23 protein-coding genes are annotated in these 25,980 nt (G+C 42.5%); all 23 read left to right on the forward strand.

Going from position 1 to position 25,980, the window contains the following annotated elements; translation table 11 throughout:
* Window positions 1–5: 5 nt before the first annotated feature.
* The 23 genes from ligA (at window position 6) to polA (ending at window position 25,977) form a co-directional block, all read left to right on the forward strand.
* Window positions 6–2,036 carry an NAD-dependent DNA ligase LigA gene (gene ligA, locus IGI82_RS08465; protein ID WP_438842040.1) on the forward strand — a complete coding sequence of 677 codons (2,031 nt, stop codon included), beginning with the start codon at window positions 6–8 and terminating at the stop codon, window positions 2,034–2,036.
* 215 nt (window positions 2,037–2,251) lie between these two features.
* Window positions 2,252–2,557 (forward strand): Asp-tRNA(Asn)/Glu-tRNA(Gln) amidotransferase subunit GatC, encoded by a 306-nt coding sequence (gene gatC / locus IGI82_RS08470; protein WP_005225977.1) that lies wholly within the window; start codon window positions 2,252–2,254, stop codon window positions 2,555–2,557.
* Window positions 2,557–4,029, forward strand: coding sequence for an Asp-tRNA(Asn)/Glu-tRNA(Gln) amidotransferase subunit GatA (gatA, locus tag IGI82_RS08475; protein WP_010748184.1), 1,473 nt, complete (start codon window positions 2,557–2,559; stop codon window positions 4,027–4,029). The genes gatC and gatA overlap by 1 nt, the downstream gene beginning before the upstream one ends.
* Window positions 4,026–5,456, forward strand: a complete 1,431-nt coding sequence (gene gatB, locus IGI82_RS08480; RefSeq protein ID WP_005225979.1) for an Asp-tRNA(Asn)/Glu-tRNA(Gln) amidotransferase subunit GatB — start codon at window positions 4,026–4,028, stop codon at window positions 5,454–5,456. Before gatA ends, gatB begins: the two co-directional genes overlap by 4 nt.
* A gap of 10 nt (window positions 5,457–5,466) precedes the next feature.
* Window positions 5,467–6,501 (forward strand): diacylglycerol kinase, encoded by a 1,035-nt coding sequence (locus IGI82_RS08485; RefSeq protein ID WP_010748185.1) that lies wholly within the window; start codon window positions 5,467–5,469, stop codon window positions 6,499–6,501.
* 370 nt (window positions 6,502–6,871) lie between these two features.
* Window positions 6,872–7,171, forward strand: a complete 300-nt coding sequence (locus IGI82_RS08490; RefSeq protein ID WP_010748186.1) for a YlaN family protein — start codon at window positions 6,872–6,874, stop codon at window positions 7,169–7,171.
* Window positions 7,172–7,173: 2 nt separating this feature from the next.
* Window positions 7,174–8,337 carry an FtsW/RodA/SpoVE family cell cycle protein gene (locus tag IGI82_RS08495; RefSeq protein ID WP_087627421.1) on the forward strand — a complete coding sequence of 388 codons (1,164 nt, stop codon included), beginning with the start codon at window positions 7,174–7,176 and terminating at the stop codon, window positions 8,335–8,337.
* Between the two features lie 22 nt (window positions 8,338–8,359).
* The gene (locus tag IGI82_RS08500) at window positions 8,360–11,788 is read left to right on the forward strand and encodes a pyruvate carboxylase (protein ID WP_438842041.1); all 3,429 of its coding nucleotides are present in this window, start codon (window positions 8,360–8,362) and stop codon (window positions 11,786–11,788) included.
* 15 nt (window positions 11,789–11,803) lie between these two features.
* Window positions 11,804–12,934, forward strand: a complete 1,131-nt coding sequence (locus tag IGI82_RS08505; RefSeq protein WP_438842042.1) for a CAP-associated domain-containing protein — start codon at window positions 11,804–11,806, stop codon at window positions 12,932–12,934.
* Window positions 12,921–13,349 (forward strand): YlbF family regulator, encoded by a 429-nt coding sequence (locus IGI82_RS08510; protein ID WP_438842043.1) that lies wholly within the window; start codon window positions 12,921–12,923, stop codon window positions 13,347–13,349. The genes IGI82_RS08505 and IGI82_RS08510 overlap by 14 nt, the downstream gene beginning before the upstream one ends.
* Entirely contained in the window at window positions 13,336–13,680 is a 345-nt protein-coding gene (locus IGI82_RS08515; protein ID WP_005225986.1) for a YlbG family protein, read from the forward strand. The genes IGI82_RS08510 and IGI82_RS08515 overlap by 14 nt, the downstream gene beginning before the upstream one ends.
* Window positions 13,681–13,780: 100 nt before the next feature.
* On the forward strand, window positions 13,781–14,335 hold the full coding sequence (rsmD, locus tag IGI82_RS08520; protein ID WP_005225987.1) for a 16S rRNA (guanine(966)-N(2))-methyltransferase RsmD: 555 nt from the start codon (window positions 13,781–13,783) through the stop codon (window positions 14,333–14,335).
* Window position 14,336: 1 nt separating this feature from the next.
* A complete protein-coding gene (gene coaD, locus IGI82_RS08525; RefSeq protein ID WP_005231326.1) occupies window positions 14,337–14,831 on the forward strand; it encodes a pantetheine-phosphate adenylyltransferase in 495 nt (164 codons plus the stop codon).
* A complete protein-coding gene (locus IGI82_RS08530; RefSeq protein ID WP_438842044.1) occupies window positions 14,821–15,873 on the forward strand; it encodes a SepM family pheromone-processing serine protease in 1,053 nt (350 codons plus the stop codon). Before coaD ends, IGI82_RS08530 begins: the two co-directional genes overlap by 11 nt.
* Before the next feature lie 92 nt (window positions 15,874–15,965).
* Complete coding sequence (locus tag IGI82_RS08535; protein WP_005225990.1) at window positions 15,966–16,379, forward strand: DUF1149 family protein; 414 nt, start codon at window positions 15,966–15,968, stop codon at window positions 16,377–16,379.
* Between the two features lie 22 nt (window positions 16,380–16,401).
* Window positions 16,402–16,773: a VOC family protein gene (locus tag IGI82_RS08540; protein WP_081117059.1), complete on the forward strand. Its 372-nt coding sequence runs from the start codon at window positions 16,402–16,404 to the stop codon at window positions 16,771–16,773.
* A 165-nt stretch (window positions 16,774–16,938) separates the two neighbouring features.
* Window positions 16,939–17,673 (forward strand): metallophosphoesterase, encoded by a 735-nt coding sequence (locus IGI82_RS08545; protein ID WP_438842045.1) that lies wholly within the window; start codon window positions 16,939–16,941, stop codon window positions 17,671–17,673.
* Between the two features lie 137 nt (window positions 17,674–17,810).
* Window positions 17,811–19,997, forward strand: coding sequence for a Tex family protein (locus IGI82_RS08550; protein ID WP_438842046.1), 2,187 nt, complete (start codon window positions 17,811–17,813; stop codon window positions 19,995–19,997).
* A complete protein-coding gene (locus IGI82_RS08555; protein WP_087627425.1) occupies window positions 19,994–20,458 on the forward strand; it encodes a SprT family protein in 465 nt (154 codons plus the stop codon). Before IGI82_RS08550 ends, IGI82_RS08555 begins: the two co-directional genes overlap by 4 nt.
* Before the next feature lie 114 nt (window positions 20,459–20,572).
* Window positions 20,573–21,907, forward strand: a complete 1,335-nt coding sequence (murC, locus tag IGI82_RS08560) for a UDP-N-acetylmuramate--L-alanine ligase (protein WP_005225995.1) — start codon at window positions 20,573–20,575, stop codon at window positions 21,905–21,907.
* A 141-nt stretch (window positions 21,908–22,048) separates the two neighbouring features.
* Window positions 22,049–22,522 (forward strand): MaoC family dehydratase, encoded by a 474-nt coding sequence (locus IGI82_RS08565; RefSeq protein ID WP_005235769.1) that lies wholly within the window; start codon window positions 22,049–22,051, stop codon window positions 22,520–22,522.
* Window positions 22,515–23,207 carry a Bax inhibitor-1/YccA family protein gene (locus IGI82_RS08570; protein ID WP_005235771.1) on the forward strand — a complete coding sequence of 231 codons (693 nt, stop codon included), beginning with the start codon at window positions 22,515–22,517 and terminating at the stop codon, window positions 23,205–23,207. Before IGI82_RS08565 ends, IGI82_RS08570 begins: the two co-directional genes overlap by 8 nt.
* A gap of 124 nt (window positions 23,208–23,331) precedes the next feature.
* Entirely contained in the window at window positions 23,332–25,977 is a 2,646-nt protein-coding gene (gene polA, locus IGI82_RS08575) for a DNA polymerase I (RefSeq protein ID WP_087627426.1), read from the forward strand.
* Window positions 25,978–25,980: the final 3 nt, after the last annotated feature.

Raw genomic sequence — 25,980 nt, forward strand, 5'->3', positions numbered from 1 at the left:
TTAGGATGGATGTCCCTTCAAAAGAAATCCAATCACGAGCAGAAGAGCTGCGCACACAATTAAATCAGTATGCTTACGAATACTATGTAAAAGATCAGCCTTCCGTGGAAGATTATCTCTATGATCAGCTATATGCAGAACTGGTTGAAATTGAAACCAATTATCCGCAGCTAGTAACCGAAGACTCACCCACCCAACGAGTAGGCGGTATCATTTTACCTGGCTTTGAAAAGGTCACGCATGATATTCCGCTGTATAGCCTGAACGATGTCTTTGACAAAGAAGGAATCGTGGCTTTTGATGCCCGTGTTCAAAAAGCACTGGGGAAAGCGGTAGATTATGTCTGCGAGTTAAAGATCGATGGATTGTCAATTTCCTTGAAATATGAAGAAGGGCGCTTTGTTCGGGGAGCAACTCGAGGAGATGGTACGGTAGGTGAAAACATTACAGAAAACCTAAAGACCGTCAAATCGATTCCACTGAAATTAAAAGAACCGATCTCGTTGGAAGTTCGTGGCGAATGCTATATGCCAAAGGCTTCGTTTTTGAAATTGAATCAACAGCGAGAAGAAGAAGGGGCGGAAGTTTTTGCCAATCCTAGAAACGCAGCGGCTGGAAGCTTGCGACAATTAGACACACGGATCGCAGCCCAAAGAAACTTAAGCACCTTCTTGTACACACTAGCTGACTTTGGACCAATTGAAGCCAATGATCAATTTTCAGCATTGAATGAACTGGATCAATTAGGCTTTCGTACAAATCACGAACGCAGAGTGTGTCATACCATCGATGAGGTTTGGGCATATATCGAAGAGTTTCATGACAAGCGCAGTGAGCTTCCCTATGAGATTGACGGCGTAGTCATCAAAGTCAATAATTTCAAAGATCAAGATGCGCTAGGCTTTACCGTAAAAGCACCCCGATGGGCGGCGGCATATAAGTTTCCACCGGAAGAAGCGGAAACAGTGATCGAAACGATCGAATGGACCGTGGGACGGACGGGTGTTGTGACACCGACCGCTGTTATGACCCCTGTTCGTGTTGCTGGAACGACGGTCAGCCGTGCCAGTCTCCATAATGTAGATTTCATTAAAATGAAAGACATCCGCATTGGCGATTCGGTCATCATCTATAAGGCGGGGGACATTATTCCAGAGGTTGCGAAAGTCTTGGAAGAAAAACGCACAGAAGCAAGTCAACCCTTTGAATCGCCTACACATTGTCCCGAATGTGGGAGTGAGCTGATCCATTTAGATGAAGAAGTTGCCTTGCGTTGTATCAATCCAAAGTGTCCAGCACAGATCAAAGAAGGACTCAGCCATTTCGTTTCACGGAATGCTATGAACATTGACGGTTTAGGGCCCCGTGTTTTAGAGCAAATGTTCGATAAATCCTTAGTTAAAGATGTGGCCGACTTGTACTTTTTAACAGAAGAACAATTGTTGACCCTTGATAAAATCAAAGAGAAATCAGCCAATAACCTGTTGCGGGCGATTCATCAAAGTAAAGGAAATTCGGTTGAACGTTTGATTTTTGGGCTAGGCATCCGTCATGTCGGTGCGAAAGCGGCTCGGATTTTAGCAGAACATTTCGGTGATCTGCGGGCGCTCAGCAAAGCCAAGGAAGAAGAAATCATTTCGCTAGAAGCTATCGGCGCAACGATTGCTGAAAGTGTCGTCACGTATTTTGACAATCAAGAAGTTCACGACCTGTTAGATGAACTTGAAAGAGCGGGTGTCAACTTTGCTTATTTGGGGCTTAGAAATGAACAGTTGGAAGACGTCGAATCACCATTTAAAGAGAAAACCGTCGTTTTAACAGGAAAATTAAGTCACTTCACTCGTGAAGAAGCCAAGGAACGAATTGAAAATCTCGGTGGGAAGGTAACAGGGAGTGTATCGAAAAAGACCGATATCGTTGTTGCTGGGGAAGAGGCAGGCAGCAAACTGACCAAAGCACAATCCCTAGGTGTCACCGTTTGGGATGAAGCTCAAATGGTGGCTGCGATCGAAGGCAGTCATTCGGCAGCTCAATAACCTTTAAGCATTGTCACAGACGAGAAGCAGTTGTTTTTTCTTGTCTAATTGAAATCATTTCTTCCCTGCACTACGAGGAAAGAAATGATTTCTGCTTTTATTTGCAATTATATTTGATAATTTTCAAATTCTATTTCATGATTTGTTAAAAAAATGATACAATACATTGGAAAAACGTAAACGTAGATTACGGATACGAGAAAGAGGAGGATTTTATGGCGATCAGCGAAGAACAAGTCAAACACGTTGCCAAACTAGCAAAACTTTCATTCTCAGACGATGAATTACATGAGTTTACCTCTCAGCTAGGGAAAATTATTGATATGGTTGAAACACTTGAAGAAGTGGACACCACAGGAGTACCATTCACATCGAATGTCGCAGAAACGATTAACGTGATGCGTGAAGATGTAACGACCGGCGGCTGGGACCGTGATGAATTAATGAAAAATGTTCCAGAATCCGAAGAAGGCTTTATCAAAGTGCCTGCAATCATTGATAATGGGGAGGCGGGTGCCTAATGACTGAATTATATAAAAAAAGCTTAGAAGAATTACACAGCTTATTAGTGTCAAAGGAAATTACTGCAACAGACTTAACGAGCGAAACCTTTGCTCGCATTAAAGAAACAGAGCCGAAAGTCGATGCGTTTCTAGCGTTGAATGAAGAAAAAGCGCAGGAATTGGCACAAGCCATCGATCAAAAAGGCATCACTGAAAGCAATGTGTTGGCGGGAATTCCAATCGGAATCAAAGACAACATCGTTACCAAAGATTTGCGGACAACAGCTGCTTCTAAAATCTTAGGTAATTTTGATCCAATTTACGATGCGACCGTTATGGACAAAGTTTATCAAGCAGACATGATTCCAGTTGGTAAGTTAAATATGGATGAATTTGCCATGGGCGCAAGTACCGAAACATCGTTCTTTAAGAAAACGAAAAACGCTTGGGACGAAACAAAAGTACCTGGTGGTTCATCAGGTGGCTCGGCGGCTGCCGTTGCAGCTGGACAAGTCCCCCTATCATTAGGTAGCGATACGGGTGGTTCGATTCGTCAACCAGCAGCTTTCAATGGAATCGTCGGGATGAAGCCAACCTACGGACGGGTTTCTCGTTTTGGTCTGATCGCGTTTGCATCATCTTTAGATCAAATTGGTCCGATGACGCGTGGTGTGAAAGACAATGCCTTTGCATTAAATGCCATCAGTGGGTTTGATGCGAAAGATAGTACGTCAGCAGGCGCTGCTGTTCCTGATTTTACAGCAGGTTTGACGGGTGATATCAAAGGTATGAAAGTCGCTTTGCCAAAAGAATACTTAGGTGAAGGGATCCAAGCAGGCGTTCGAGAAGCAATCTTAAAAGCAGCGGACACTTTCCGTGCGTTAGGAGCGACTGTGGAAGAAGTCAGCTTGCCACACTCAAAATACGGGGTAGCCGTTTACTATATCATCGCTTCTTCTGAAGCAAGTTCTAATTTGCAACGTTTTGACGGTATTCGTTATGGTTTCCGTTCAGAAAATGTCAGCAATCTAGAAGATGTCTATGTCAATTCTCGCAGTGAAGGATTCGGGGAAGAAGTAAAACGCCGGATCATGTTAGGTACGTTTTCACTAAGTGCTGGCTACTACGATGCCTACTTCAAAAAAGCCGGTCAAGTACGGACGTTGATCAAACAAGATTTCGATAAGGTCTTCAGCCAATACGACTTGATCATTGGCCCAGCTTCCCCAACGGTAGCATTTGGTATTGGAGAAAACATCAATGATCCGATCACCATGTACTTGAATGATATTTTAACCATTCCTGTGAACTTAGCAGGATTGCCAGGGATGTCGATCCCAGCAGGTTTTTCTGAAGGACTGCCAGTCGGCTTGCAGATCATTGGGAAACATTTTGATGAAGCAACCATGTATAAAGCGGCTTATGCCTTTGAACAAGCAACTGATTTCCACACGAAAAAACCAGTGATTTTAGGAGGGGATAAGGCATGAACTTCGAAACAGTCATTGGGCTTGAAGTCCACGTAGAATTAAAAACAGAATCAAAGATTTTTTCTCCAGCACCTGCTCACTTTGGCGCTGAACCAAATAGCAACACGAATGTGATCGACTGGGGCTATCCAGGTGTTTTACCAGTAATGAACAAAGCGGCTATCGAATTTGGGATGAAAGCTGCGCTTGCGCTGAATTGTGAAATCTCAAAAGAAACGCATTTCGACCGCAAAAACTATTTCTATCCCGACAATCCAAAAGCGTATCAAATTTCGCAATTCGATCAACCGATCGGTCATGATGGGTGGATCGAGATCGAAGTGGAAGGCAAAAAGAAAAAGATTCGCATCGAGCGAGTTCATTTGGAAGAAGATGCTGGGAAAAACATGCACGGCAAAGGCGGTTATTCTTATGTTGATCTAAATCGTCAAGGAACCCCTTTGATCGAGATCGTTTCCGAAGCGGATATGCGTTCACCAGAAGAAGCATATGCGTATCTAGAAGCGTTGCGTTCAATCATCTTGTTTACAGAAGTATCCGATGTGAAGATGGAAGAAGGTTCCATGCGTTGTGATGCGAATATTTCGTTGCGACCTTACGGCCAAGAACAATTCGGAACAAAAACAGAACTGAAAAACTTAAACTCTATGTCCTTCGTGAAAAAAGGGTTGGCATTTGAAGAAAAACGCCAAGCCAAAGTATTGCTTTCTGGAGGCGAGATCCAACAAGAAACTCGACGTTTTGATGAAGCAACCAGCAAAACCTTATTGATGCGTGTCAAAGAAGGTTCTTCTGATTATCGTTACTTCCCAGAACCAGATATCCCACGGTTTGTGATCGATGATGAATGGATCGAACGTGTACGTCAAAGCTTGCCAGAAATGCCGCAAAAACGTCGTGCCCGTTACATCTCTGAATTGGGCTTACCAGAATATGATGCAATGGTCTTGACTTTATCAAAAGAAATGTCCGATTTCTTTGAAAAAACCATCGATGCTGGTGCTGATCCTAAACAAGCTTCTAACTGGTTGATGGGTGAAGTTTCAGCGTATCTGAACAGCGAGAAATTGGAACTGCCAGAAACGAAATTAACCCCAGACAATTTAGCGGGAATGATTCGTTTGATCGCCGATGGCACGATCAGTTCGAAGATTGCGAAAAAAGTCTTCAAAGAGTTGATCACAAACGGCGGCGACGCTGAAGAAGTTGTAAAAGCCAAAGGATTGATCCAATTATCAGATCCTGCGCAATTACTACCAATGATCAATGAAGTATTAGATAATAACCAACAATCCGTCGATGACTTCAAAAACGGAAAAGACCGCGCAGTCGGTTTCTTAGTTGGTCAAATCATGAAAGCAACCAAAGGACAAGCGAATCCAGGCGTTGTGAATAAGCTGTTGCAAGAAGAACTAGCAAAGCGATAAGAGGCAAGCGATGAAAAGAGCAAGAGTAATCTACAACCCGACATCTGGGAAAGAATTGATTCGAAAAAACTTAGCAGATATTTTAGATGTTTTGGAAACTGGCGGTTATGAGGCGAGTGCATTTGCCACGACCGCTGCGCCATTTTCCGCTCGTGATGAAGCAAGAAGAGCCGGCGAAGCTGGTTTTGATTTGGTGGTAGCTGCCGGTGGGGATGGCACGATCAATGAAGTCGTCAATGGGATCGCTCCTTTAGAAAAGCGACCAAAAATGGCGATCATTCCTGGAGGCACGACCAATGACTACGCACGAGCGCTAAAGATTCCCCGTACGGATATCAAAGCAGCTGCGGAAGTGATTTTGAAGCAGCAGACAGTGAAAATGGATGTCGGAAAAACACCCAACACGTATTTTATCAACATTGCTGCTGGTGGGCACTTAACGGAATTGACCTACGATGTTCCTTCTGAACTGAAAAGTGTTTTTGGCTACTTAGCTTATCTAGCAAAAGGAGCGGAATTACTCCCTCGTGTCAAACCAATCAAAATGCATCTAAAGTATGAAGACGGAGAATACATTGGCGGAGCGTCGATGTTCTTTTTAGGGCTGACGAATTCAGTGGGGGGCTTTGAACAGATTGCGCCTGATGCAAAGCTTGACGATGGGAAATTTTCGTTGATCATTGTCAAAACGGCCAATATTTTTGAGATCGTCCACTTAGTTGCTTTAATGATGAATGGTGGAAAACACATCAACGATCGTCGCCTGATTTATACGAAAACATCTTTTCTTGAAGTAGACGCACCAGAACAGGTCAATCGTTTAATGATCAACCTTGATGGCGAATACGGCGGAGATGCTCCTATGCGCTTTGAAAACCTACACAATCATATTGAGTTTTTTGCAAATGTCGATCAAATCCCTGACGATGCGGTCGTTGGTGAGCAAAATTATCAAGAGATGAGCGAAGGTTTTATTAAAGAAGTCGAACGTCTTTCCGATGAGGACATCAATGGGGATGGCAAGATCGGCGACGAAACAAAGTAAACGATTTTTCTTTTCATGCGAGTTGAAAGAACAGGGACTTTTGGACCTGTTCTTTTTTTAAAACGTAATTGTGGAAAAGCAGGCACCGATTTTTTTTCGAATACTTGATAGAATAGCTTTTCTTAAATTTTAGTAAAGGACGTTTTTTATAAAGTGTTTCACGATCTGCCTTTGTTTCACGAGATCGGGCGCGGATCATATAAATAAAACGAATAAAATTTCCAAAACACGAATGATAATCATCAAAAAGCGAACTTTTCGAATATATGCTCATTAAAGTTCGTTATTTCCGTATTTCTATCCAATCTATGGATGCAAAAGCGAATAAGAATATGCTATAATGGTGAAACGAAGAAATGGGGGGACCGGAATGGAGCAAATCGATTCTACAAAAGCGCTTGATCTGCTGAGAGATGACGCAGAACGAATCAAAAAGCTGATCCGAAACCAAGAAAATAGTTTATGTATCGCACAATGCAAAGCATTTGAAGAAGTGGTTGATACCCAGATGTATGGTCTATCACGACAAGTGGCATTTGCGATCCGCTTGGGGATCGTTGATAATCAAACAGGACAGCAATTGATGGCGGATCTTGAAAAAGATTTGAACCAATTGTATAGCGAGGTCTACGAGGACCAGCGGACACCTGACATCGGCAAGGAGGCATAAACTTGCCAGAGAAAGTAAAGAAAAGACATTTATTAGATTATAGTATTTTATTACCATATATTGTTATGTGTGTCACGGGCTTGATGATGGTTTATAGTTCCACATCTTACGTTGCGATGACCGCCACACAACCGACCACAGCTGCTTCTTACGTCATCAATCAAACATTATTTTGGTTGGTGAGCCTAATAGCGATCACTGTCATGTATAAAATGAAAACGGATGTTTTTCGGAACAAAAAATTTGTCCAGATCGCCATGATCGTCATCTTGTTCTTATTGATCGCTGCCTTCTTTTTCCCAAGAAGAAATGGGGCACTCGGTTGGTTATCGATTGCTGGCTTTTCCATTCAACCAGCAGAGTATTTAAAGTTTATTGTGATTTGGTTTTTATCGGTGACGCTATCTTATCGTCAAAAAGGTATCCAACAAGAATTTTGGAAAACGGTTTGGCGTCCAATCGGAATCGTTTTTGTCTACACCGGGATCATGGCACTTTATCCCGACTTAGGGAATGCTGTAATCGTTATGTTGCTGGCATTTGTCGTGTTATTGTCTAGCGGATTGAATTACCTGTATACCTTAATATTAGGTGTGGCAGGTATTATCGGTAGTATGTTGATCGTCTTGTTTGTGAATCTAACCGGTGGTAAGCTTTTACCCGACTATGTCTATAGTCGTTTTTCATCTTTTTTGAACCCGTTTGCTGATGAATACGATACAGGTCATCAAATGGTTAATGGGTATTACGCAATGTTCAACGGTGGGCTGTTCGGGCGCGGGCTTGGAAATAGTATCCAAAAACGTGGCTTCTTAAACGAAGCGCACACCGATTATATATTTTCGATCGTTATGGAAGAATTAGGGCTGATCCCATCGATCATCATTTTAGGTGTTTTGTTCTATATGGTGGGACGAATCTTTCTTGTCGGTATCCGTTCAAGAGATCCCTTTAATTCCATGATGTGCATAGGTATAGGGACATTATTTATGTCACAGATTTTTATCAACTTAGGTGGAATCACTGGTTTGATCCCGTTGACGGGAATCACTTTCCCATTTCTAAGTCAAGGTGGATCAAGCTTGCTGATGCTATCGATTTGTATCGGTTTTGTGTTAAATATCAGTGCCGAAGAAAAGAGGAAACAGGTTTATTTGAATTATTGATCAATTGAATGGAGTGGATTAGATGAAGAAAATTCTTGTTGCCAATCGTGGAGAAATCGCGATCCGTGTCTTCCGCGCATGTGCGGAACTTGGGATCAAAACTGTCGGAATTTATGCTGCGGAGGATGAATACTCCGTCCATCGCTTTAAAGCAGACGAAGCGTATTTAGTAGGGAAAGGCAAACGTCCGATCGATGCGTATTTAGACATTGAAGATATCATTCGCACGGCGAAAAAGGCCGGTGCCGAAGGAATCCATCCTGGATACGGCTTTTTATCAGAAAATCTGGGATTTGCTCAACGCTGTGAAGAAGAAGGTTTGATTTTCATCGGACCATCCACCCATCATTTAGATATTTTTGGCGACAAGATCAAAGCAAAAGCAGCAGCGATCGAGGCAGGGATTCAATCGATTCCTGGCTCTGACGGTCCAGTTGCATCGATCGATGACGTTTTAGCTTTTGCAAACGAACATGATTATCCAATCATGATCAAAGCAGCCCTTGGGGGCGGTGGGCGAGGCATGCGTGTCGCTCATGATGAAAAAGAAGCAAGAGACGGCTACGAACGTGCCAAAAGTGAAGCCAAAGCGGCATTTGGTAGCGATGAAGTCTACGTTGAAAAATACATTAGTAATCCAAAACATATTGAAGTCCAAATTTTAGGAGATACGCACGGAAACGTCGTTCACTTATTTGAACGTGATTGCTCGGTTCAGCGCCGCCACCAAAAAGTAGTCGAGGTGGCACCTTGTGTGTCAATGACTGATGAACAACGGGAAAAAATATGCCAAGCAGCCGTTCAACTAATGAAGCATGTCGGCTATATCAATGCTGGAACCGTGGAATTTTTAGTAGAGGGCGACAAATTCTACTTTATCGAAGTAAACCCACGGGTCCAAGTGGAACATACGATCACTGAAATGATCACCAATTTAGACATCGTGACGACACAAATTTTGATTGCACAAGGCAAAGACTTGCATAAAGAAATCGGAATTCCTGAACAAAAAGACATTCGCTTTGAGGGTGTTGCGATCCAATGTCGCGTGACGACAGAAGATCCAGCGAATAATTTTATGCCAGATACTGGTAAGATCGATACCTACCGCTCTCCGGGTGGGTTTGGGGTTCGTTTAGATGTCGGAAATGCTTATGCCGGTGCAGTGGTAACCCCTTATTTCGACTCGCTACTTGTAAAAGTCTGTACGCATGCTGCTTCGTTCGACCAAGCAATTCAAAAAATGATGCGCTGTCTGAAAGAATTCCGAGTACGTGGTGTGAAAACAAACATTCTCTTTATGCGTAATGTTGTTTCTCATCCAGCCTTTCGTTCAGGGGAAGCCAAAACTACCTTTATCGACAATACGCCAGAACTATTCAATTTCCCTCGGATTCGTGACCGTGGAAACAAAACCATGAAGTATATCGGTGAAATCACGATCAATGGATTCCCGGGAATCGAAAAACAAAAGAAACCTTTCTACAATGAACCACGGATGCCACAACACATCCAAGCAACGCCTGATTTTGTCAGCGCCAAAAATATTTTAGATACGAAAGGTGCCGAAGGTGTCGTTGAATGGATCGGTCAACAAAAGAATGTCTTACTGACGGATACAACCTTCCGAGATGCCCATCAAAGTTTGTTGGCAACTCGTGTAAGAACCCATGACTTTAAGAAAATTGCCGCGATGACGGAAGCTGGCCTACCACAATTGTTCTCAAGTGAAATGTGGGGTGGGGCAACCTTTGACGTTGCCTACCGTTTCTTAACAGAAGATCCATGGGAAAGATTGCGGATGTTCAGGAAAAAAATGCCAAATACACTCTTACAAATGTTGTTTAGAGGCTCCAACGCTGTCGGGTATTCCAATTATCCAGACAATGTTTTGGAAGAATTCATCAAAGAATCTGCGGCACAAGGAATCGATGTATTCCGAATCTTTGATAGTTTGAACTGGGTCCCACAAATGGAGAAAAGTATCCTAGCTGTTCGTGATACGGGGAAAATTGCAGAAGCGACGATTTGTTATACAGGGGATATCAATGATCCATCCCGCCAAAAATATTCGGTACAATATTACAAAGATATGGCAAAAGAATTGCAAAATCTTGGAGCCCATATTATTGCTATCAAGGATATGGCTGGATTATTAAAACCGCAAGCGGCTTATCGTTTGATCAGTGAGTTAAAAGATACGATCGATGTACCGATCCATCTGCACACGCATGATACCAGCGGGAATGGGATTATCACTTACTCAGCAGCTACCAAAGCTGGCGTTGATATCGTGGATGTCGCTATGTCAGCTATCAGTGGCGCAACGAGTCAGCCAAGTATGAGTAGTTTGTATTATGCTCTTTTAAACGGCGAGCGTTGCCCAGAGATCAATGTGGATAATATCCAACAATTGAATCACTATTGGGAAGATGTCCGCATGTACTATCATTCCTTTGAAAATGGCTTGAACGCCCCTCAAACGGAAGTGTACAAGCATGAGATGCCAGGAGGACAATATACCAATCTCCAGCAGCAAGCCAAAGCCGTTGGTTTAGGCGAAAAATGGGATGAAATCAAAGAAATGTATCATGAAGTCAATATGATGTTTGGAGACATCGTGAAAGTGACACCTTCTTCGAAAGTCGTGGGCGATATGGCGCTCTTCATGGTACAAAATGGCTTGTCAGAAAAAGATATTTTTGAAAAAGGCGATACATTGAGTTTCCCAGAATCAGTGATCACCTTCTTCCAAGGCGATTTAGGTCAGCCAGTCGGTGGTTTCCCGAAAGAATTGCAACGCATTATCTTAAAAGGACGCCCAGCCTTTACGGAACGTCCAGGAGCCTTTGCCAAACCAGTTGATTTTGCCGAAGTGAAACAAGAACTAGCTGAAAAAATCGGCTATGAACCAAAACACGAAGAAGTCTTGAGCTACTTGATGTATCCGCAAGTCTTCCTTGATTATCGAAAAGCGTATGAGCAGTTTGCCGATGTAAAAGTCCTTGATACACCAACCTTCTTTAATGGTATGCGCTTAGGCGAAACGATCAATGTCGAATTAGAAAAAGGCAAAATTTTGATCATTCGTCTCGATGAAATCGGTGAACCAGATATCGAGGGCAATCGGACCCTCTTCTTTAACTTGAACGGTCAACGACGAGAAATCGTTGTGAAAGATAGTTCGATCATCAGTTCTGTTCAAACAAAACGCAAAGCAGAGCCAACGAACAAAGAACAAATCGGTGCCTCCATGAGTGGTTCAGTTTTAGAAGTATTAGTCAAAAAAGGTGACCGAGTAGCACGTGGACAGACGTTGATGGTCACTGAAGCGATGAAGATGGAAACTTCCGTCGAAGCTCGCTTTTCTGGTGTAGTTGAGCATGTTTACGTAACCGATGGGGAACCAATCCAGTCAGGAGACCTTCTGATTGAAGTCAAAGAAAAATAAGGAGTCGATCAGCAGATGAAGCGAAGGGGATTATTATTTTGCGGCTTATTTGTCCTAGCCCTGATAATCGTGTATTTGCAGCCAGTATTCATGCAAAACGCTTCAGATTCGAGAATGACGATCGAGAACCCAATCAAAGCACCAACGACCATGAATTATGAACCAATCGCAGCCCAAGGATTAGCTGAATTGATTGGGGAGCCTGTTTCTGATTTTGAAGAAATCTACGGGCTTCCAGTTCAAACGTATCGCTCGGGCTACGAGTTTGAAATTCGGGTCTACAATCAATTAGACGATCAGCAATATGTTGAGATCAATACTGATGGTGAGAGTGTGCAGGCAATCAAAGTGATCGGTGCCGGGGGATCTTCCCTAGCGCCCTTTGCAATGGGCATGACCTTGACTGACTTGACTGAGCTGACCATGATTTATCCAAATTTTACCTTGACACAAAATGATCGCACCATCAGTTTTGAATTGATGGAAGAAGATATGAACTACCGACCCTTAGTAGCGTTTGATAATGGGACATTTGCTGTTTTATTCTTTGATCAAGAGACGGCTCAACTGCAGGCGATCACTTATTTGGATCAGACGACCCTGCTTAAGTTAGCGCCCTATCCCTTGACAGAAGGAGAACGACCGCTGTTTCAAGTTTCGCAAACGATTGACCAAGCACAAGCTGATCTTGAAAAAGAGACGTTAGCCTTTGTCATTATTGATAAGCTTCGTAATCAAATCGGTTTGGAAAGCTTTGTACAAGATACCCAGACGCATCAAGATGCGGTCGGACTTTTAGCGGATTTGACGAATAATCTATCGGATCATTTGACCTCTCAACGCATCCATTCCTATCAACGTGCTCTTTCTTCGGAAAAAACGAGTAATTTTGTTTTGACGAACGATGAGTGGCAGGAGTTATTAGCAGCGAAGGAGTTAGAGGCTTCTGCTTCGATTTTTGAAGCGCCTGTCTATGATCCAACCTTTACTATTTTATCTTGGTTCAGTAACCCAAGATTTACTGAACGTTTGACCCATGAACAATCAGAAAAGATAGGAATTGCTTTTTCTGAAACAAATATGGTAGTCTTAGTGCAAGAAGATGTAGAAGGGACCGAGGATAGTACATCAGATGATTTACGATGAAGCCTTTTTCGAGATTGAAGATCAAATCGATTCACTTGTAACGGCAATCAAAGCGAGTGAAACGTGTAGAAACTATCAAATAGCGAAACAAACCATGCATCAAGATCCTGTTGCTCAGGAATTGATGCGAACGTTTTTAGAAAAAAAGCTGGATTTTGAAAGAATTGAAGCGTACGGCGCATATGCCCTTGATTTCAAAGAGAAAAAGCGTGCGATGCGCACAGCTAAGCGACAGCTGGATCTCAATGAGCAAGTGAGCGAGTACCGCTGGAGTGAAACGCAGCTGCAGCGTTTGCTGGATGAACTGACCGTAGCGATTTCTACGTGTTTTTCACCAACTGTCAAAGTGGATGCTGGAAGTCCTTTTTTTCAATCAAAATCAAGTTGTGGAGGAAATTGTCATGCACGAGGATAAAACGCCTTTTACGATGCAGAAGCGTCGAGGATTGATCGTATGGGTCTACAGCCTACGTCAACTAAAAAATTTGCGTCGTTTTGGCTTCGTTCATTATGTGTCACGCAAAATGAAATACGTGGTCATGTATTTGAACGAAGAAGAATACGAAAGCAAAAAAACAAAAATCGAGCAGTTTCACTTTGTTCGACAAGTTGAAGCTTCCTATCGACCAGATGTCGAAATGGATTTTGCTGAAAAAATTGGTACATCAGCAGCCTATCCAGTGAAAGATGAAGGGTTTGATATTGAAGAAAAAAATACGATGATTCGATTGGCAGAAAACGTGTAATAGAAAAGTGGGGGTGCCTTGAGTCACCGCCATTTTTTTATTGCTATTTATAGAAACAGTGCTATATTTGTATTTACGAAGATCTTGGAGGGAAAAACGCATGCGTGTAGTAGCCGGAGAATATGGTGGCCGCAGATTAAAAAGTCTTGCTGGAGATAACACTCGCCCCACGACAGACAAAGTAAAAGGGGCGATCTTTAACATGTTAGGGCAATATTTAGATGGAGGAGTTGTACTGGATCTGTTTAGTGGGAGCGGGGGCTTAGCGATCGAAGCGGTCTCTCGTGGTGCGGAGCATGCCGTTTGTGTCGACCGTAGTTTTCCAGCTATCAAAGTGATCCGTGAAAATATTGCAATAACCAAAGAACCAGAAAAGTTCACGGTACTAAAAATGGATGCCAATCAAGCCTTACGCCAGTTTGCAGCTGAGGGACAAAGCTTTGACTATCTATTTTTAGATCCACCTTACGCAAAGCAAGAGATCCTGCAACAGCTAGAAGCTATGCTGAAGGATGAATTGATTCGTCCGTTTGCTTATGTGGTTTGCGAAACAGATAAGTCCATCGTCTTGCCAGAAAAGATTGGTTCTTTGCATTTGATGCGCGCCCAAACCTATGGCATATCTGCGGTGACGATCTATAGAAATGAGGGATAACATGAAAAAGATTGCTTTATTTCCAGGAAGTTTTGATCCGCTGACGTCAGGTCATGTGGATCTGATTGAGCGAGGCGCAACGCTTTTTGATGAACTGATCGTGGGTGTTTTTACAAATACCAATAAAAAAAGTTTTTTTACAAGTGAAGAAAAAGTTCATCTAATTGAAGAAGCCCTCGCTCATATTCCAAACGTCAAGATTCTGGCGCAAGAAACGGAGCTGACGGTCACGATCGCGAAAAAACTAGGCGCACAGTTTCTGCTTAGAGGCATTCGCAGTGTGAAAGATTATGAGTATGAGCGGGACATCATGGAAATGAATCATCACTTAGAACCTTCCCTAGAGACCGTCTTTCTTTTAGCAGATGCAAAGCATAGTTTCATCAGCTCCAGTTTGTTGAAAGAAATCTTAACCTTTAACGGCGATGTTGCGGAATATTTACCACAAAATATCTACGATGCTATAGTAAAGAAGCGTGATACCAATGAATCTTAAATCAACGATCAAATATGTTCTCTTGTTTGTTTTAGCACTGATCATCGCAGCCTGTGCCTTTTTGCCGATTCCTTATTATATCGAGCAACCTGGTGCAACGATCGATTTAAAAGAATTGATTACCGTCAATCAAAAAGAAGACACCTCAGCCGGCTCCTTTTCTTTAACCAGTGTCGGGATTCGACAGGCTACCGTGTTTACGGCGATTGGAACGAAATTCAATGAATTTCAAGACTTGATCAGTGAGGAAGAACTTTTAGGCGGTGCGACAGATGAGGAGTACAATCGCATCCAGCGCTATTATATGGAATCCTCGCAAAATAGTGCGATTGAGCAAGCATTAAAGCTGGCAGACTTGCCTTATGAAATGACCTATAAAGGGGTCTATGTCATGGGGATCGATCCAAATTCCAGTTTTGCGGGGAAAATATCCGTTGGAGATACCGTCACCGCTGTCAATGGCAAAGAATTTAAAAGTAGCCAAGACTTTATCGACTATGTACAAAGTCAAACCATTGGTGATGAGATCACCGTAACTTACTTGCAAGATGGTAAAGAAAAAGAAGCAACAGGCAAATTAATTGAACTGGAAAGCAATCAAAAAGCAGGTATCGGTATCTCACTCGTCGATCATACAGAGATCACTTCTGATGAAGAGATCGTGATCGATTCTGGCAATATCGGTGGGCCTTCAGCTGGGTTGATGTTCACCCTTGAAATCTATGAACAGCTAACTGGAGATAACTTGCGTAAAGGCCATAATATTGCTGGAACCGGAACGATCTCAGCTGATGGGACGGTTGGTCGAATCGGTGGGATTGACAAAAAAGTAGCGAGTGCCAGCGAAAGTGGAGCAGAAATCTTTTTTGCTCCGGACGATGAAATCACTGATGAAGAGCGTGAAATAGATCCTTCCATTAAAACGAATTACGAAGAGGCAGTGGCAGCAGCGAAGAAGTTAGACACAGATATGAAAATCGTTCCGATCGCCAATGTCCAAGATGTATTGGACTACCTAGCAACACTAAAAGAAGCAAATTAAAACGGCACTTGCCGTTTTTTTTATTGTCTAAAGAATACAGTAGGCTCAAAGAAAAGGTTATGCTATACTTTTAGATAAGGAGTGTGAATCTAGTGGAATTAAAAAGACAACAACCGATCGTTGAAGCATATCATTTTGATATGAAACCGAAAGACAAAGAAATGGAAACAAAATTGAATGTCGGCTTTGCGCCGTTAAAAGTCAAAGATGAAGAATATATGGAAAAAAACAGTATTATTGGTGCCCGCTTAGAATTCCAATTGGTGTTCCCTGATTACGTTTTGTCAGGACGTGTCGGACAAGTCAATCATATTTTGAATCGCAAAGTCAATTCTGGAGAGGATTTGACGAAAGCCGAAACTGATCGCTTGGTTGAGCCCTTGTTTGATATCGTCAAACGCTTGACTTATGAAGTGACAGAGATCGTGACCGATAAACCAGGTTTACAATTGAACTTTAATACCAATTCGAACGCTGCGCAAGAAGCGAAGGAAGCAGACGAATAACGAGAAATAGGAGGGATGCCCATTGTTTTCCAATCAAATGCAAGTGATGCTATACGTTGACGATGTGACGAAAGCAGTTGAGTTTTGGCAAGAACTAGGGTTTGTGATCATTGAACAACAAACCGTTGATGGAACATCCGTCGTTGAAATCGCGCCATCAAAAGAGGCGGAGGTACATTTTGTCTTATATGACCGTGAGTTTATCGAAACACATTCACCTGAAGTCGCTTTGAATTCCCCATCGATCATGTTTTTTGCAGAAGATATTACGACACTTTATAAGAAGCTTTTAGAGATGGAAGCAGAAGTGGGTGAATTGATTCAGATGGAAGAACAACTGGTTTTCAATTTTGCCGATCCGGATGGCAATTATTTTGCTGTTTCAGGAAAATAGCTTTTGTCGATCGTAACCAATCATTCGTCCTTTTGAACCCGACTTTATGTTGTCGTACTGTTCAGGACAAATGGTTGGTTTTTTCGTTTTATTGCAAGACATTTTACAGGCAAAGGTCTAAAATTGATAACAAGAGAATCAATTGCCTTTAAGGAGGAAATGACTATGCAAAACTATCTATATGCAATCAGTGATATTCATGGAATGGCCGATCTGTTTAAAAAACTTCTTACCGATTATGACCCTAAGCTCCATCAGCTGCTTTTGATTGGAGACTTAAATGATCGGGGGACGAAGTCAAAAGAGTGTTTTTTTCTGGGAAAAAAGTTAGTCGAAGAATACCAAGCGATTTATTTACGCGGCAATCACGAGGAGTATTTTCTGCAATTTCTAAATGCCCCTGAGGATTGGTTTGCCGCTTACGTACGCAATGGCGGCAAAGAAACGATTGAAAGTCTTTTGCATACAGGCGCTACTGAGGAGTATTCGCCGACGGAAATCGCCTTAATGATCCGCAGTAGCTATCGAGACTTAATAGAGTTTTTGATGGAACGACCGCTTTATTACGAATGGGGAAAGTATCTCTTTGTTCATGCGGGCGTGGATTTAAATAAAAAAGATTGGCGTAAGACCGCAGACCATGATTTTATCTGGATTCGCGAGCCGTTTCATAAAGGAAAAAACCGTACAGGAAAAACGATCGTTTTTGGCCATACCATCACGCCCATGCTGCATGGAGATATGCAGACGACGGATCTATGGCAACAAGACGACAAAGTCGGCATCGATGGCGGGGCAGTATTTGGTGGATCGGTGCATGGCGTGATTTTTGATGACAAAGGGATCGTTCAGGACATCGAATACCAAAATTTAGCAGGTCCTTGGCAACCAGACTTTTAAAAGTCTTTTTGAGAAAAGACAAAAGCAGCCATAACAAGAGTCGCGAAAGCAACATTGTTTTCGTGCAATCTTGTTCGCTCAATGGCTGTCTTTTTTATGTTAAAATAGCAAAAGCAACAAAGGAAAGGTGAGAACAAATGGCAGAAATGAATCAAGAGGTACTTGATTTAGTAAAACAAGAATTAACCGCTTTTACCCAAAAACAAATCAGTACGGTGTTGCAGTTATTGCAAGAAGGAAATACCGTCCCCTTTATTGCCCGCTACCGTAAAGAAATGACGAATGGACTTGACGAAGTTCAGATTCGAGAAATTGAAGAGCGATACCAGTACTTAGAAAACTTAGAGAAACGCAAGCAAGAGGTTTTGCGTTTGATAGAAGAACAAGAAAAGCTAACGCCTGAACTATCACAGGCGATTTTAGCTGCGACAAAAATGCAGGCCGTCGAAGACCTGTATCGTCCTTATAAACAAAAACGACGCACCAAAGCGACGATCGCCAAAGAGAACGGCTTGGAACCATTTGCTCAGTGGCTGTTAAGCTTCCCAAAAGCAGGTGACGTTCAAGAAAAAGCGGCCGAATTTATCAGTGATGCTGTTCCTACTGTAGAAGATGCCTTAGCAGGCGCGCACGAGATCATTGCAGAAGGCGTTGGTGATACTGCAGAGTTTCGTAGTTGGATCCGCAGCTATTACAAAAACAAAGGACTGTATCAAAGCACGGTCAAAAATGCTGAAAAAGATGAAAAAGGCGTTTATGAAATGTATTACGATTTCCAGCATCCTATCAATAAGATGGTATCCCACCGAATTTTAGCCACTAATCGTGGGGAACAAGAAGACATCTTGAAGGTCGCCCTTGTGGCAGATGAAGAAAAAATCATGGATTACCTACGTCGCAAATTGATCACGAATAGGGATTCGCCCGCAGCCGGTTTTGTTGAAGCTGCAGCTGCTGATGCGCTGAAACGGTTTATTTCACCAGCCATCGAACGAGAGATCCGCAATGAATTGACAGAAAAAGCTGACGAACAGGCAATTGCGATTTTTGGAGAAAATCTTCGCAATCTGTTGCTGCAGCCGCCATTGAAGGGCAAAGTCGTTTTAGGTTTTGATCCAGCGTATCGTACAGGCTGTAAACTAGCCGTCATTGATGAGACTGGAAAAGTACTAGCGATCGAAGTGATCTATCCTCATAAACCAGCGCCTATGAATAAGCGAGAAGCTGCCGGACCAGCGTTTCGTCGCTTATTACAAACCTATAAAGTCGAGATGGTCGCAATCGGTAATGGGACTGCGAGTCGGGAATCAGAGCAATTCGTCGCTGAACAATTAAAATTGATCGATCAAGAAGTATATTATGTGATCGTGAATGAGGCAGGCGCTTCTGTTTATTCTGCCAGTCCGATCGCTCGTCAAGAATTCCCTGATCTGCAAGTGGAAGAACGCAGCGCTATCAGTATTGGCCGCCGTCTGCAAGATCCCTTGGCAGAATTAGTCAAAATTGATCCACAATCCGTGGGCGTCGGACAATACCAGCATGACGTTTCGCAAAAACGCCTCGCTGAACAATTGGATTTTGTTGTTGAGACTGTTGTCAACCAAGTTGGCGTTGACGTCAATACCGCAAGTGCGGCACTCTTGCAGCATGTAGCTGGTTTAAATAAAACCACTGCTCAAAATATCGTGACTTATCGAGAAGAAAATGGTGTATTTACGCAGCGGAATCAACTGGAAAAAGTCCCTCGCCTAGGACCAAAAGCTTATGAACAGGCGATCGGCTTTATGCGGATACCTGGCGGAAAAGTCATTTTGGACAATACCGGGATCCATCCAGAAAGTTATGACACTGCCAAAGAAATTTTGGCGATCGCGGGTATTTCTTTAGCGGAGCTAGGGAAAGAGCAAATGGAAGAAAATAAAGCGAAACTTGCCCAACTACGCCCAGCGGAGCTTTCCGCAAAATTGTCAGTCGGCAAAGAAACCATCACGGATATCCTAAAGGCGTTAATGCAGCCTGGACGCGATATGCGTGATGAAATGCCAGCGCCATTATTGCGCAAAGATGTGCTGAGTATGGAGGACCTAAAACCGGGAATGGAACTGAAGGGAACGGTTCGAAATGTGATCGACTTTGGTGCTTTCGTCGATATCGGTGTCAAACAAGATGGACTGGTGCATTTGTCGAAGCTGAGCCATTCGTTTGTAAAGCATCCGAAAGACGTTGTTTCCGTCGGTGATGTCGTAACCGTTTGGATCGAGCAAGTAGATGTCAAAAAAGGCCGTATCAGTTTAACCATGGTCGATCCGGGAAATGCAAAATGACCCAACAAGAACTGCAGCGGTTGGTGGAAGAGCTGTCGCTGTCTGTTTTCAACAAACCATTCACGCATCGAGCGTTGTTTAATTCTCGCTTAAAAACAACCGGTGGCCGCTACCATCTAAGTGATCACCACTTGGATTTCAATCCAACCATGCTCACAGAACACGGGATGGAGGTTTTTATCGGCATTATCAAGCATGAATTGTGTCACTATCATTTGCACTTAGCAGGTCTTGGTCACCGTCACCAAGATCCTGCTTTTAAAGCATTGCTGGCAAGAACGGGAGGCTTGCGTTATGCACCTCCTGCCAAAAGGGCAGCGAAACATCGCTATCGATGCCAAAATTGCGGCTGCGAGATTCGGCGGCAGCGACGTGTGGATATCAAAAAATATGTTTGTGGAAAATGTCGTGGACGTTTGCTAGAAATAGGAAATGATGAGAAAAGTCAAGTCGAAAAATAAAACTCGTTGCTATTTTTTTCATTTTGTATGATAATGTAGGTCGTGTGACAACCTGATATTTGTCAATACACGCGTTTTATTACGACGCGGATTTGAGAAAAGAGGATTATAATAATGGAAAATCAAAACAAAATACATCATTTTGTTGGAATCAAAGGTTCCGGTATGAGTTCATTGGCTTTGATTCTGCACGAAAAAGGCTACCAAGTACAAGGCTCTGATGTGGAAGAATATTTCTTCACTCAACGTGATCTAGAAAAAGCAGCGATCAAATTGTTGCCTTTCGATAAAGCAAACATTCAACCAGAAATGGTCATTATCCAAGGGAATGCTTTTCCTGACACCCACGAAGAAATCGTACGGGCAAAAGAACTTGGTTTAGAAGTTACTCGTTATCATGACTTTATTGGCCAATTCATTCAGCCCTATACGAGTATTGCGGTGACCGGTTCTCACGGGAAAACCAGTACGACAGGATTGCTTTCTCATGTCTTAAGCGGCATCCGTCCAACAAGTTTCTTGATTGGCGATGGGACTGGTCATGGGGAACCTGATGCGGAATTCTTTTCATTTGAAGCCTGTGAATACCGTCGTCATTTCTTAGCGTATTCACCGGATTATGCAATCATGACCAACATCGATTTTGATCACCCAGACTACTTCCACTCGATCGAGGATGTCTTCTCAGCCTTTCAATCGATGGCAAGTCAAGTGAAAAAAGGCATCTTTGCTTTTGGTGATGATGAATACTTGCGTAAACTTGAAGCCGATGTCCCAATCTACTATTACGGCGTCAACGATAACGACGATGTCCAAGCAAAAAATATTGAACGCACCACCCAAGGTTCAGAGTTCGACGTCTTTATCCATGGTGAAAATATTGGCCATTTTGTCTTGCCAGCGTTTGGTCAGCACAACATCAACAACGCATTAAGTGTGATCGCTGTGGCTTACAAAGAAGGATTGGATATGAAAGAAGTTGCTGCTGAGATGATTTCATTTCCTGGAGTGAAACGCCGCTTTAGCGAAAAAATCGTGGCGGATATGACGATCGTGGACGACTACGCCCACCATCCTGCAGAAATCAAAGCAACGATCGATGGCGCTCGTCAAAAATATCCAGAGAAAGAAATTATTGCTGTCTTCCAGCCACATACCTTTACCCGCACGATCGCTTTGATGGATGAATTTGCGGAAGCATTGGATCTTGCAGACCATGTCTATCTATGTGACATTTTTGGATCTGCTCGTGAATCACGAGGAGATGTTAAAATTGAAGATCTAGGCAAGAAAATTCAAAAAGGCGGAACTGTGATCAAAGAAGAGAACGTATCTCCGCTATTGGATCATCAAAATGCTGTCGTGATTTTCATGGGAGCAGGCGATGTGCAAAAATTTGAGACAGCCTATGAAAAACTATTAAGCAATACAACTCGTAACGTATTGTAATCAAAGACTCTTGTGGCGTGTTTGCTGCAAGAGTTTTTTACATCTGAAGTTTTTGCAAAAGCAGCACCGCGAACTTGCACTTTTGTCGGCATCTGATAGAATATACTCAGATGAAACTATTCTTTTTGGAGGAATTAAATTTTGAATATAGGGAAACCGCGAAAAATAGGAAAAAGTATTGAAGATATCGAGGAAGGCGATTCGTTATCCTTAACAGAATCGATCGAAGACAATCAACTGTTGTTATATTTAGGACTTACTAATGATGCAAACCCTTTGTATATTCAACATGACTACACGCAAAATACTGAGTATCAGCGTCCAATCGTCCCATCCATCATGTTGATGGGGATCATCACCAGTGCCGTATCGAAACATTTGCCTGGTCCTGGCTCTCATGTAGTCAATTTTTCGGTGAACTTTATTGAACCTGTATATCATTATGAAACATTGACCTTTGAATTCGAAGTGATCAAAGTGGATAAAATGAAAGACGTGGTAACTATTTCGGTTGAAGCGATCAACACAGAAGATCATCGTATTTTAGATGCTGTGGTCATGGTCCAGCCGCCAAAAGCAGTAGCAGTAAATGAGGAGGAACAACAAGATGAATAATTTAAACAATGAAACCGTCCAAGCCCAAGGCTTAAATCGCTTTTATTCAAAAGTGTATTTATTCTTCGGCGTTGGGCTTGCGATCAGTGCGATTTCAGCCTATATTTTTGGGGAAGTCTTCAAAGCGCAAACCCTGCAATTTATCGACAATTTTCCGCTAGGATTTACCGGTCTTTGGATCTTACAGATCATTCTAGTTATTGTATTAGGGGTGAAGGCGCAGAAAAATCCGTCCTTGACCGTTGCTGGCTTTTTAGTCTATTCGCTCTTGAATGGATTGACCTTGTCTGTGACATTGATGATCTATGACTTTGGATCGATCGTGGGAGCATTTGTTTCAGCAGCCGTCACTTTTGGTGTCATGTCAGCATTTGGGATCATGACCAAACGTGATCTAAGTGTGGTTGGTCGTATCGGCTATGGTCTGTTGATCGGGATCATCATCTCAACGCTCTTGAATGTATTTATTTTACGCAGTCAACCGGTTGACTTTTTCTTATCGATCGTGACCGTCTTTGTCTTTATGGGAATCACCGCTTATGACAATCAGCAAATCCGCAATGTATACTTCGCAACGAATGGTGGCGCAAATACTGGAGTGGCCGTTTTCATGGCACTACAACTGTATTTAGATTTTATCAACTTATTCCTTGCGTTATTGCGTATCTTTGGAAAAAACAACTAAAAAAGTGCGAGGAAACTCGCCTTTTTTTTTGTATAAAATGAGAGAGAAAACAAAGCAATTCATCGCTTTTGTGCCCGTTCTTTGATAGAATAAAGAGGAACTTTTTGAGAAAAGGAGTAATCAAATGCCAAAAAATAAATTACTACTCGTTGATGGGAATAGTGTGGCTTTTCGCGCGTTTTTTGCGTTGCATAATTCATTAGAACGGTTTAAAAATGCCAATGGGCTGCACACAAATGCCATCTATGCGTTTCATACTATGTTTGAAAATGTGATGGCAAAAGAACAGCCAACACATGTTTTAGTGGCTTTTGATGCTGGAAAAACCACCTTCAGGACAGCGATGTATGAAGATTATAAAGGTGGACGTTCAAAAACCCCTGGGGAATTTAAAGAACAAATGCCTTACATTCGCGAATTGATCAACGCGTTAGGTGTTCAATACTACGAATTAGATAACTATGAAGCCGATGATATCATTGGTACATTGGCAAATAAAGTCGATAAAGAGCTGTTTGATGTCGTCGTTTTATCTGGCGATCGCGATTTGACCCAGCTGGCAACGGAGCACGTGAAAGTTGACATTACGGTCAAAGGCGTTAGCGAAATTGAAAGTTATACGCCCGCTCATGTGGCTGAAAAATATGACGGCCTAACGCCCTTACAAATCATCGACATGAAAGGACTTGCTGGCGATGCTTCCGATAATATTCCCGGCGTCACCAAAATTGGTGAGAAGACAGCCATCAAGCTATTGAAAGAATATGGCTCTGTTGAGGGGATCTATGAACACATCGATGAAATGAAAAAAAGCAAGATGAAAGAAAACTTGATCAATGATCGTGAGATCGCCTTTCTTTCAAAACAATTAGCAACCATTGATGTGGATGCGCCCATTGAGGTCGATGTTGACAAACTGAAATATGAAGGCAAAGATTTAGAGAAGTTAGTGCCATTCTACCAAGAAATGAACTTTAATAGCTTCTTAGATAAGCTGCAAATTATAGCTGAACCAGTTGAGATGGAAGACATTTTGTTTTCGGTCGTTGAAGAAGTAACGGAAGATATGTTCCAGGGAGACACAGCATTGTATGTCGAGATGATGGGGGATAACTATCATTTGGAAGACATTGTCGGTGTTGCTTGGGGCAATCAAGAAAAAATTTATGTCAGCAATCGTGAAGAATTGTTTGAAAGTCCAGCCTTTACCGATTGGTTAAAAGACGAGAAACGTAAAAAATTCGTCTATGATGCCAAACGCACGTACGTGGCGTTAAACCGGTACACGACAGCACCAAAAGGAATCGCTTTTGATGTTTTATTGGCAGCTTATCTTTTAGACACGAATGATACGAATAATGACATCGCAGGTGTTGCCGCTCACTATGGCTATGATGCGATCCAATCGGATGAAGCGATTTATGGAAAAGGAGCGAAAAAAGGGCTGCCGGCGGATGAGGAAGACTTCTTTGCTCATTTAGCCCGTAAAGTAGCGGCGATTACAAACCTAACCCCAAAACTTACGGAAGAATTGGCAGCGAAGAATCAAACAGCGCTCTTTGAAGAAATGGAATTGCCTTTATCAATGATTTTAGCTGAGATGGAGATTACCGGCATCAAAGTTGATGCGTCTCGCTTGCATCAGATGAAGGGCGAATTTGCACAACGGTTGCATGAAATTGAAGAAAAAATCTACGCCGAAGCTGGAGAAACCTTCAACTTAAACTCGCCGAAACAATTAGGTGTGATTTTATTTGAAAAAATGGGCTTACCAGTTATCAAAAAAACCAAAACTGGCTATTCGACAGCAGTCGATGTGTTAGAACAACTAAAAGAGCAAGCACCAATCGTTGAAGACATTTTGACTTATCGTCAAATCGCTAAGATCCAATCAACCTATGTAGAAGGCTTATTAAAAGTGATCCAAGGAGATTGCAAAGTCCATACGCGATATGTACAAACCTTGACCCAAACTGGTCGTTTAAGTTCTGTCGATCCAAACTTACAAAACATTCCGATTCGTTTAGAAGAAGGTCGAAAGATCCGTGAAGCCTTTGTGCCACGAGAAGCTGATTGGGTGATCTATTCTTCTGACTACTCTCAAATCGAATTACGAGTGTTGGCACATATCTCAGATGATACCCATTTGAAAGAAGCCTTTATCGAAGGTCAAGATATCCACTCAAGCACAGCGATGCGAGTCTTTGGTATCGAAAAAGCAGAAGATGTGACACCAAATATGCGTCGTCAAGCCAAAGCGGTCAACTTTGGTATCGTTTATGGTATTTCCGATTATGGCTTATCCCAGAATCTAGGAATCACCAGAAAAGCCGCCCAACAATACATTGATACGTATTTTGAAAAATATCCTGGTGTGAAAACGTATATGGAGGATGTGGTTCGTGAGGCGAAGGACAAAGGGTACGTTGAAACCTTGTATCATCGCCGTCGTTACCTACCTGATATCAATTCGCGCAATTTCAATATTCGGACTTTTGCTGAAAGAACCGCCATCAATACACCGATCCAAGGCAGTGCGGCGGATATCTTAAAGATTGCCATGATCGATTTGGCGAAACGTTTGAAAGAAGAAAAATTAGCAGCAACGATGCTGCTGCAAGTACACGATGAACTAGTCTTTGAAGTACCTGAATCTGAATTGCCTCGTCTTGACGCTTTAGTGAAAGAAGTGATGGAGCAAGCCGTTGCATTGCATGTCCCTTTACTGACAGACAGCAATTGGGGCAAAACATGGTACGATGCAAAATAAATG

It is taken from the genome of Enterococcus sp. AZ067, assembly GCF_051715005.1.
Lineage (GTDB): Bacteria > Bacillota > Bacilli > Lactobacillales > Enterococcaceae > Enterococcus_D > Enterococcus_D casseliflavus.